The organism is Escherichia sp. 94.0001, from assembly GCF_013369155.2.
Classification (GTDB): Bacteria; Pseudomonadota; Gammaproteobacteria; order Enterobacterales; family Enterobacteriaceae; genus Escherichia; species Escherichia coli_F.
Map to the genome: position 1 here is coordinate 82,314 of NZ_JABWMS020000014.1, position 8,123 is coordinate 90,436.

At 47.6% G+C, this 8,123-nt stretch carries 12 protein-coding genes and 1 tRNA gene; 5 read left to right on the forward strand and 8 right to left on the reverse strand.

Features of this window, described 5'->3' with window-relative positions:
* The first annotated feature begins 455 nt into the window (after positions 1-455).
* Genes csgD through csgG form a run of 4 tightly spaced genes read left to right on the forward strand, consistent with a single transcriptional unit; the run spans position 456 to position 2,801 of the window.
* Positions 456-1,106 (forward strand): biofilm master transcriptional regulator CsgD, encoded by a 651-nt coding sequence (csgD, locus tag HEN33_RS09875; RefSeq protein ID WP_000481500.1) that lies wholly within the window; start codon positions 456-458, stop codon positions 1,104-1,106.
* A 4-nt stretch (positions 1,107-1,110) separates the two neighbouring features.
* Complete coding sequence (gene csgE, locus HEN33_RS09880) at positions 1,111-1,500, forward strand: curli production assembly/transport protein CsgE (protein WP_000833288.1); 390 nt, start codon at positions 1,111-1,113, stop codon at positions 1,498-1,500.
* 24 nt (positions 1,501-1,524) lie between these two features.
* On the forward strand, positions 1,525-1,941 hold the full coding sequence (gene csgF, locus HEN33_RS09885; RefSeq protein WP_001264088.1) for a curli production assembly/transport protein CsgF: 417 nt from the start codon (positions 1,525-1,527) through the stop codon (positions 1,939-1,941).
* A 26-nt stretch (positions 1,942-1,967) separates the two neighbouring features.
* On the forward strand, positions 1,968-2,801 hold the full coding sequence (csgG, locus tag HEN33_RS09890) for a curli production assembly/transport protein CsgG (protein ID WP_001189321.1): 834 nt from the start codon (positions 1,968-1,970) through the stop codon (positions 2,799-2,801).
* A gap of 63 nt (positions 2,802-2,864) precedes the next feature.
* Here csgG and HEN33_RS09895 read toward each other — a convergent pair whose 3' ends face one another.
* From HEN33_RS09895 to ghrA, 4 genes are all read right to left on the reverse strand, one after another.
* Positions 2,865-3,356: a DUF1097 domain-containing protein gene (locus HEN33_RS09895; RefSeq protein WP_001340063.1), complete on the reverse strand. Its 492-nt coding sequence runs from the start codon at positions 3,354-3,356 to the stop codon at positions 2,865-2,867.
* A gap of 101 nt (positions 3,357-3,457) precedes the next feature.
* A complete protein-coding gene (gene ycdY, locus HEN33_RS09900; RefSeq protein WP_001001911.1) occupies positions 3,458-4,012 on the reverse strand; it encodes a molecular chaperone YcdY in 555 nt (184 codons plus the stop codon).
* 23 nt (positions 4,013-4,035) lie between these two features.
* Positions 4,036-4,773, reverse strand: a complete 738-nt coding sequence (gene ycdX, locus HEN33_RS09905; RefSeq protein WP_000283664.1) for a zinc-binding phosphatase — start codon at positions 4,771-4,773, stop codon at positions 4,036-4,038.
* A 54-nt stretch (positions 4,774-4,827) separates the two neighbouring features.
* Complete coding sequence (gene ghrA / locus HEN33_RS09910) at positions 4,828-5,766, reverse strand: glyoxylate/hydroxypyruvate reductase GhrA (RefSeq protein WP_001357083.1); 939 nt, start codon at positions 5,764-5,766, stop codon at positions 4,828-4,830.
* A gap of 233 nt (positions 5,767-5,999) precedes the next feature.
* On the opposite strand from ghrA, the gene HEN33_RS09915 reads away from it, so the two are divergent.
* Positions 6,000-6,087 (forward strand) — tRNA-Ser (locus HEN33_RS09915).
* 149 nt (positions 6,088-6,236) lie between these two features.
* On the opposite strand, the gene HEN33_RS09920 is transcribed toward HEN33_RS09915, so the two are convergent.
* From HEN33_RS09920 to cbtA, 4 genes are all read right to left on the reverse strand, one after another.
* Complete coding sequence (locus tag HEN33_RS09920) at positions 6,237-7,079, reverse strand: DUF4942 domain-containing protein (RefSeq protein ID WP_001280481.1); 843 nt, start codon at positions 7,077-7,079, stop codon at positions 6,237-6,239.
* Positions 7,080-7,163: 84 nt separating this feature from the next.
* Positions 7,164-7,361 carry a DUF957 domain-containing protein gene (locus HEN33_RS09925; protein WP_000839282.1) on the reverse strand — a complete coding sequence of 66 codons (198 nt, stop codon included), beginning with the start codon at positions 7,359-7,361 and terminating at the stop codon, positions 7,164-7,166.
* Between the two features lie 11 nt (positions 7,362-7,372).
* Complete coding sequence (locus HEN33_RS09930) at positions 7,373-7,864, reverse strand: DUF5983 family protein (protein ID WP_000976857.1); 492 nt, start codon at positions 7,862-7,864, stop codon at positions 7,373-7,375.
* On the reverse strand, positions 7,861-8,123 hold a 263-nt coding region (gene cbtA / locus HEN33_RS09935), incomplete at its 5' end, for a type IV toxin-antitoxin system cytoskeleton-binding toxin CbtA (protein WP_115448595.1). The genes HEN33_RS09930 and cbtA, both read right to left, overlap by 4 nt.

Consider the following 8,123-nt stretch of genomic DNA (forward strand, 5'->3'; position numbering starts at 1 on the left):
TGTCTTGCGCACAAGCCGTGACAAACCTCGTCTTTTTGCAGTAAAAAATTGTCCACGGAGGTGTGTAGAAAAAACAAGAACGTTTTACATGACGAAAGGACTACACCGAAATATTTTTTATATGCATTATTAGCAAGTTAGCACCATTTGTATGATTTTTTAAAATTGTGCAAGAAAAACCAAATGTACAACTTTTCTATCATTTCTAAACTTAATAAAACCTTAAGATTAACATTTTAATATAACGAGTTACATTTAGTTACATGTTTAACACTTGATTTAAGATTTGTAATGGCTAGATTGAAATCAGATGTAATCCATTAGTTTTATATTTTACCCATTTAGGGCTGATTTATTACTACACACAGCAGTGCAACATCTGTCAGTACTTCTGGTGCTTCTATTTTAGAGGCAGCTGTCAGGTGTGCGATCAATAAAAAAAGCGGGGTTTCATCATGTTTAATGAAGTCCATAGTATCCATGGTCATACATTATTGTTGATCACTAAACCTTCTTTGCAGGCGACAGCTCTCTTGCAGCACCTTAAACAATCGCTGGCAATTACAGGAAAATTACATAATATTCAACGTTCTCTGGACGATATATCTTCAGGTTCTATTATTCTTCTGGATATGATGGAAGCGGATAAAAAGCTTATCCATTATTGGCAGGATACTTTGAGCAGGAAAAACAACAATATCAAAATATTGTTGCTAAATACGCCTGAAGATTACCCGTACCGCGACATTGAAAACTGGCCTCATATCAACGGCGTTTTTTATGCCATGGAGGATCAAGAACGTGTTGTCAATGGGTTGCAAGGCGTCCTGCGCGGCGAATGCTACTTTACGCAAAAGCTTGCCAGTTACCTGATTACGCATTCAGGTAACTATCGTTATAACAGCACAGAATCAGCCCTCCTTACTCATCGGGAAAAAGAGATCCTGAATAAGCTGCGTATCGGCGCGTCTAATAACGAGATCGCTCGTTCGTTGTTCATCAGCGAAAATACGGTTAAAACGCATCTTTATAATCTTTTCAAGAAGATAGCCGTAAAAAACCGGACTCAAGCGGTTTCCTGGGCAAACGATAACCTCAGGCGATAAAGCCATGAAACGTTATTTACGCTGGATTGTGGCGGCAGAATTCCTGTTCGCCGCAGGGAATCTTCACGCCGTTGAGGTAGAAGTCCCGGGCTTGTTAACTGACCATACTGTTTCATCTATTGGCCATGATTTTTACCGAGCCTTTAGTGATAAATGGGAAAGTGACTATACGGGTAACTTAACGATTAATGAAAGGCCCAGTGCACGATGGGGAAGTTGGATCACAATAACGGTCAATCAGGACGTTATTTTCCAGACTTTTTTATTCCCGTTGAAAAGAGACTTCGAAAAAACTGTCGTCTTTGCACTGATTCAAACTGAAGAAGCACTAAATCGTCGCCAGATAAATCAGGCGTTATTGAGTACGGGCGATTTGGCGCATGATGAATTCTAAATAAAAAATTGTTCGGAGGCTGCAATGCGTGTCAAACATGCAGTAGTTCTACTCATGCTTATTTCGCCTTTAAGTTGGGCTGGAACCATGACTTTCCAGTTCCGTAATCCAAACTTTGGTGGTAACCCAAATAACGGTGCTTTTTTATTAAATAGCGCCCAGGCACAAAACTCTTATAAAGATCCGAGCTATAACGATGACTTTGGTATTGAAACGCCATCAGCGTTAGATAACTTTACCCAGGCCATCCAGTCACAAATTTTAGGTGGGCTACTGTCGAATATTAATACCGGTAAACCGGGCCGCATGGTGACCAACGATTATATTGTCGATATCGCTAACCGCGATGGTCAATTGCAGTTGAATGTGACGGATCGCAAAACCGGACAAACCTCGACCATCCAGGTTTCGGGTTTACAAAATAACTCAACCGATTTTTAAGCCCCAGCTTCATAAGGAAAATAATCATGCAGCGCTTATTTCTTTTGGTTGCCGTCATGTTACTGAGCGGATGCTTAACCGCCCCGCCTAAAGAAGCCGCCAGACCGACATTAATGCCTCGTGCTCAGAGCTACAAAGATTTGACCCATCTGCCAGCGCCGACGGGTAAGATCTTTGTTTCGGTATACAACATTCAGGACGAAACCGGGCAATTTAAACCCTACCCGGCAAGTAACTTCTCCACTGCTGTTCCGCAAAGCGCCACGGCAATGCTGGTCACGGCATTGAAAGATTCTCGCTGGTTTATACCGCTGGAGCGCCAGGGCTTACAAAACCTGCTTAACGAGCGCAAGATTATTCGTGCAGCACAAGAAAACGGCACGGTTGCCATTAATAACCGAATCCCGCTGCAATCTTTAACGGCGGCAAATATCATGGTTGAAGGTTCGATTATCGGTTATGAAAGCAACGTTAAATCGGGCGGTGTTGGGGCAAGATATTTTGGGATCGGTGCAGACACGCAATACCAGCTCGATCAGATTGCCGTGAACCTGCGTGTCGTCAATGTGAGTACCGGTGAGATCCTCTCCTCGGTGAACACCAGTAAGACGATACTTTCCTATGAAGTTCAGGCGGGGGTCTTCCGCTTTATTGACTACCAGCGCTTGCTGGAAGGGGAAGTAGGTTACACCTCGAACGAACCCGTTATGCTGTGCCTTATGTCGGCTATCGAAACAGGCGTCATTTTCCTGATTAATGATGGTATCGACCGCGGTCTTTGGGATTTGCAGAACAAAGCAGAACGGCAGAATGACATTCTGGTGAAATACCGCCATATGTCGGTTCCACCGGAATCCTGATAGATAAAAATGCCGGAATTATCATCCGGCATTTTACTGTTCAAGCGAAAGCGTGAGTGCCCCTCACGCTTTATTTTTGATTTGCTGCTCACGGTGAGCCGTCTTTGCACTACGCGCCGCCAGCCACAAGCCGCTGTTTTTCATTGCGTAACCAAATACCAGTCCAAGCGCCAGCGAAGGTAACACCAGTTTCCAGTCACCCTGCCCGGCAAACGTCGCGCATGCGCCTATAAACGTCCCCGGAACAAATGAAAGCAGCAGCTGTTTCGCCTGAATACACATCAGAAACGCGACAATACCGGTTATGACATAACCGAGAATTTCCAGATGTGGTGCCAGTGCACTACCGTAAATAATGACCATCGCCCACACCACGCCACTAAGCAGGGTTGCAGCGGAGATCGCCAGCCCTTTCAGCCCACCTTGCGGGCAGGCAAAGTAGGCCGTACAGCCCAGGAAGCCCGCCCAGCTTAGTAAGCCCAGGGAAACAGCCACCCATCCCCAGATACCGGAGAGAATGCCTGTTGTGATTGCAATAGAGAGAAGTATGTTCATGCCGCGCATGATAGCAGAAAACGCGGCCATGAATGAGATCGAGCACACATTTTATGCAACAACAAATTATCTGTTGCAGTTATGAGTGATGGAGATCACATTTACTCTTCAGAATCTTCTTCCAGCTCGTCCCACATTGCACTAATAGCATCGCGGGTTAGCGGTGCCATGGTGCGCCAGAAAGGCGTAGTTGCATGGGCCTCCACTTTGCCAAGGAACGCACCACACCAGGGTAACAGATACTCACTGAACAGTGTTTCCAGTGCTTCGCTCTCATCTTCCGTTGACTGATCTTCCAGCCAGGAAGCCGCGAGCAGCAATGTACCGATGTGATCGGCTGGCGTATCCGCTAATGGCATCCCTCGTTCGGAAAGAAAAGCGCGCACTTCCGCTTCCGTCGCGCCCTCAACCCATGCGCTACGATATGGCGGCACAGCACATTCATCGCCGATAAACAACGCATTGTATTCGGCAGAGACTTGCGCCATATCACAGCTTTTCTGTAAACGTGTCAGTAACTCATCCTGCTCCAGTGGCCAGTTCGCAGCCAGTTTCCCCTCACGAATCAGGGTAAACAGCGGCACCAGTAAAGGATCTTGCGGTTGGCGGTAATAGAGCGAACCCAGCACACGACAGAGGATAGAAAACTCGTTCATTAATATATTTCCATGACTAGTAATTAAAGGTCTGCAAATTCCGCAATCGGTGCCATACCACGAGATTCAAGGAAGTTCAGTAAGCGGCGCGGAGAAACATTCAAAATGCGCTCTGGCGGAAAATCTACCGCGTCGAGGATTTTAAGACACTCTTCAAATTCACCCATGGTAAACGCGGTGTGAGAATCCGAGCCTAATGCCACCCAACCTCCAGCGTCACGTACCGCTGCGGCTACCGCACGACAGTTGTCTTCACTGCCCTTACGTGAGTGTAAAAATGAGGAATTATTGATTTCCAGCGCCACCTGATGTTTCGCAGCTGCTTCAGCAACGGCTTTAACATCTATTTCATATTTCGGATTTCCGGGATGGCTTATTATATGCACATTGCCGCTGGCGATAGTGGCGATCATCGCTTGCGTATTGGTCGCTTTGTCATGCGGCGCAAACACCGGCTCATGAAAACCGGCAATAATCAGATCCAGCGAATCAAACATTTTGCCGCTGCAGTCAATTTCACCATCAACATTTTTAATGTTAGCTTCGATGCCGCGCAGGATCCCTACCCCATCAACCACTCGCGGCCAGATACGCATGTTAATGAAGTGCCAGTGATGCGGCGCATCTTCCATATCCGGGCCATGATCGGTGATCGCAAAAAGTTTAATGCCCTTTTGTTTGGCCTGGGCAATGTAATCACTCAATGTGCTATATGCATGCGTGCTGGCAACGGTATGCATATGAAGGTCGACGGGATACATAACTCTCTCCTGTATTCAATTCCCGCCAAGGATAGCAGGAAACCTGATGCTTTATTAGTAGCCGCGTGCGCGGTCGACTTGCCCGCAGACCCTCTCCCCTTTTTCGAGCTGGGCAATGGTGCGCGAAATGTAATCCACAGCTTCAGCGGGACGGGTAATCGCGGCGACATGTGGTGTTATCGTCACGCGTGGATGTTGCCAGAGCGGACTTTCTGGCGGTAAGGGTTCGCGATTAAAAACATCCAGCATTGCGCCTTTAACTTTGCCGCTATCCAGCGCCGCGAGCAGATCATCTTCCACGACATGAACACCACGCGCCAGGTTGAGGAGATACGCGCCATCCGGTAATTTTTCGAGTAATTGTTGATTAATAATGCCGACGGTTTCAGGCGTATTCGGTAACAAATTAATCAATACCCGACATTGGCTCAGAAATGCAGAGAGTTCTTCCCGTCCGGCAAAGCTTTGCACGCCAGGCCACGATTTACGGGTTCGACTCCAGCAACGCAGCGGGAAGCGCCAGGTTTGCAGACTCTGTGCAACTTTACTGCCCAGTACGCCTGCACCCAAAATGCCGATGGTAAAATCTTCCCGATGATATTCAGGCAGCGGTTGCCAATGCGAACTATTTTGCTGGATGCGGTAATCGTCAAAACGTCGAAACCAATGCAGCACCTGACTGACAGCATATTCCTGCATTTGCTCGCCCATACCGGTATCTTCCAGGCGAAAAAGTGGAACAGAAGGCTTCAGCATTTCAGGGTGTGCCTGTAGCTTGCTCAAAATAGAATCAACACCGGCCCCGAGTGCGAACACCGCTTTAAGATCGCGCCCTGCCAGCATTTCAACTGGAGGATGCCAGACTAAAGCATAATCAGCAGAGTCATTATCTCCGCTTTTCCATGCTCTGACTCTTGCCTGAGGAATAGCTTTGCGCAGTGCCTCAATCCACCATTGGGTATCGAACGTTGGGTGATAAAAGATGATATCCATACTGACTCCCGAAAAGCGTTGCGCGAAATTTATTCGCACTTATCGTTATGATCTACAAAGGCCACCAGCATAACAAATCCGTGGTCGGTGGCAAAAAAAGCAGATTTCGCTTATTAAAACTGCATATTGATTGAAGTTTGAATAAACGCGCGATTTTTTAAAAAAGTTTGTTGACCTCAGGTCATGATTTCCCTAAATTAGCGCCCGTTCCAGCAAGACAGGAACGACAATTTGGTGAGGTGTCCGAGTGGCTGAAGGAGCACGCCTGGAAAGTGTGTATACGGCAACGTATCGGGGGTTCGAATCCCCCCCTCACCGCCAGATTATAAGCGCATGTTATTGTTTAACATGCGCTTTTTTATTTTCCCTTCCAGACAGTATGCCATCGGGTATGCCATCTGAAACCGGTTTATATGCCCCGCGATCATATCTTATCGGACAATTTCCGATCTTTGAGCATACTGGCAAAGCTATACTGCCAGCATATCAGGATAGTGTTTTGCGATAATATCATTCAGTCTGTCAACCAGTTCTGGTTTTCTGAACGTGATATGCGCGGAGCCCTTCTTAAAGTATCTGATGCTGAACATCTCATCTTCATAGCTCTCTTTACCCTGAACAGACTGAATGTGATCATCCAGACGAAGGGTGATGTTTCCCCGGTTGTCGGGGATTGGTTTACCGCTGAACAGGTGCAACATTCTTTCCAGATCGGCGAGTCGGTCAGCCTGTTGTCCGGTGATAAGATGAAATCCCCACCGGTCCCATCTCACCAGATTGTTGACGATAATTTTACTGCCAAATTTACAGGGGCAATTGGTTTTGTAATTCCAGTTCAGCCCTCTGAAGACGTTGATCACCCCTCGCTCAAACACCTCATCCTTATTCTGGTGCAGTTGTTCAAATGTGCTCAGAATGTTCGCTTCGCTGATTTCCGGAAAATTATCGTACTCCAGTGACCGGTACCATGTATCACGGGCCTGCGTATCCATTAATGACAGCATCCCGGAACGTTGCATCAGGTCACGCCAGATTTCGCGATCAAGATTCCGGGTAATGGCTTTCATTGCTGTTTCGGGTTTCTCCATCAGCCAGCAGCCGCAGCGAAAATCCTGTTTCATGGCCCAGTCCGGGGCAGTTTTACCTCCGATGCTTTCCGTCAGCACCGAGATTTCAGCCAGTTGTCGGATAAGTGTGTCGATTTGCAACAGTGTACTCTTTCGTACAGCCAGAATGTGGCGAATGCTGGTTGAGCAGATAACGTCCGTATGCCCGTTGACCACTTCCGGACGGGAGATTGTGATATCTGACATAATCGATATTCCTTTTTGCAGATAAATGAAAACGCCAGCCCTGTGCAGGCTGGCGTCAGAGGAATGAAGTCTGGTGAGTGAGCTTCACCGGTTCTGGTGCAGAAGCTGCAGATGACGCAGGGTACGGACATCCTCCCGGGCCTGTTCGATACAGGGCAACAGTGCTGCTGAATCCGTTTTATCCTCATCGTTGTCAAAGATAATTCCCGATCCGCAGTCGATATTGTCCTGCAGCCACGCAATCAGAATATCCAGCGCTGTTTCCGTGGTTAATGATTTCATGTTGTTTCTGGTTACCAGTCGAAAGTGGGTAAACCCGGCAGGCATTCAGCGCTGGCATCCAGATGAATGAGACTGACGCCATAACGCCGGATGAGTGTGACGACCAGACGACGGAACGTTTTTGACAGCCCCAGGCGTTTAAGCCGCAGAACCGGGTATGACCACGCATCGGTACGTAACAGATATCCGCTACCTGTAAAATGAATCCATTCTGATTCACCGAAGTCACTGGTCTGGTGTGACAGCGAGTACAACCAGGCGTTGTCCGTTTCCGTGATATGTGCGGTACTGCAGCGTATGCCGGTAAGGGTAGCAAATGGTGGCGTGCATTCTGCTGAGGTCTGGTCAGATTCATCAACAACACGAAGGGAGTAGCCGTTATCGCAGACCATGTTAATCAGTTCAGCGAGCTCAATACCATCGACGTCAACGACAATGCGCCCCATGTTCAGTGCCTGTACGTTAACGCTGTCGGCTTCCAGTGTCAGGGCCAGTTTCATCATTTCGCCTCCGGATACTTACCCAAGGTAATGTTATTTACCGTTCTGTAATTGTCGCGGGTCATCAGGCCGGTCGCCCGGCGAGCCCGGAGGATATCAATACTGTTTATTAACTGAGAGCGGGGACAGGTGCTGAATCCCGGCTGGTCGGTACGCACCAGCGCGTATTTTTCCACGAGAAAATTAACTGCATCACACAGTGAAATGCCTGCCTCAATATGCTGCTCAATCACACGTTCATCGGCAAACGGTGTGTCATTCA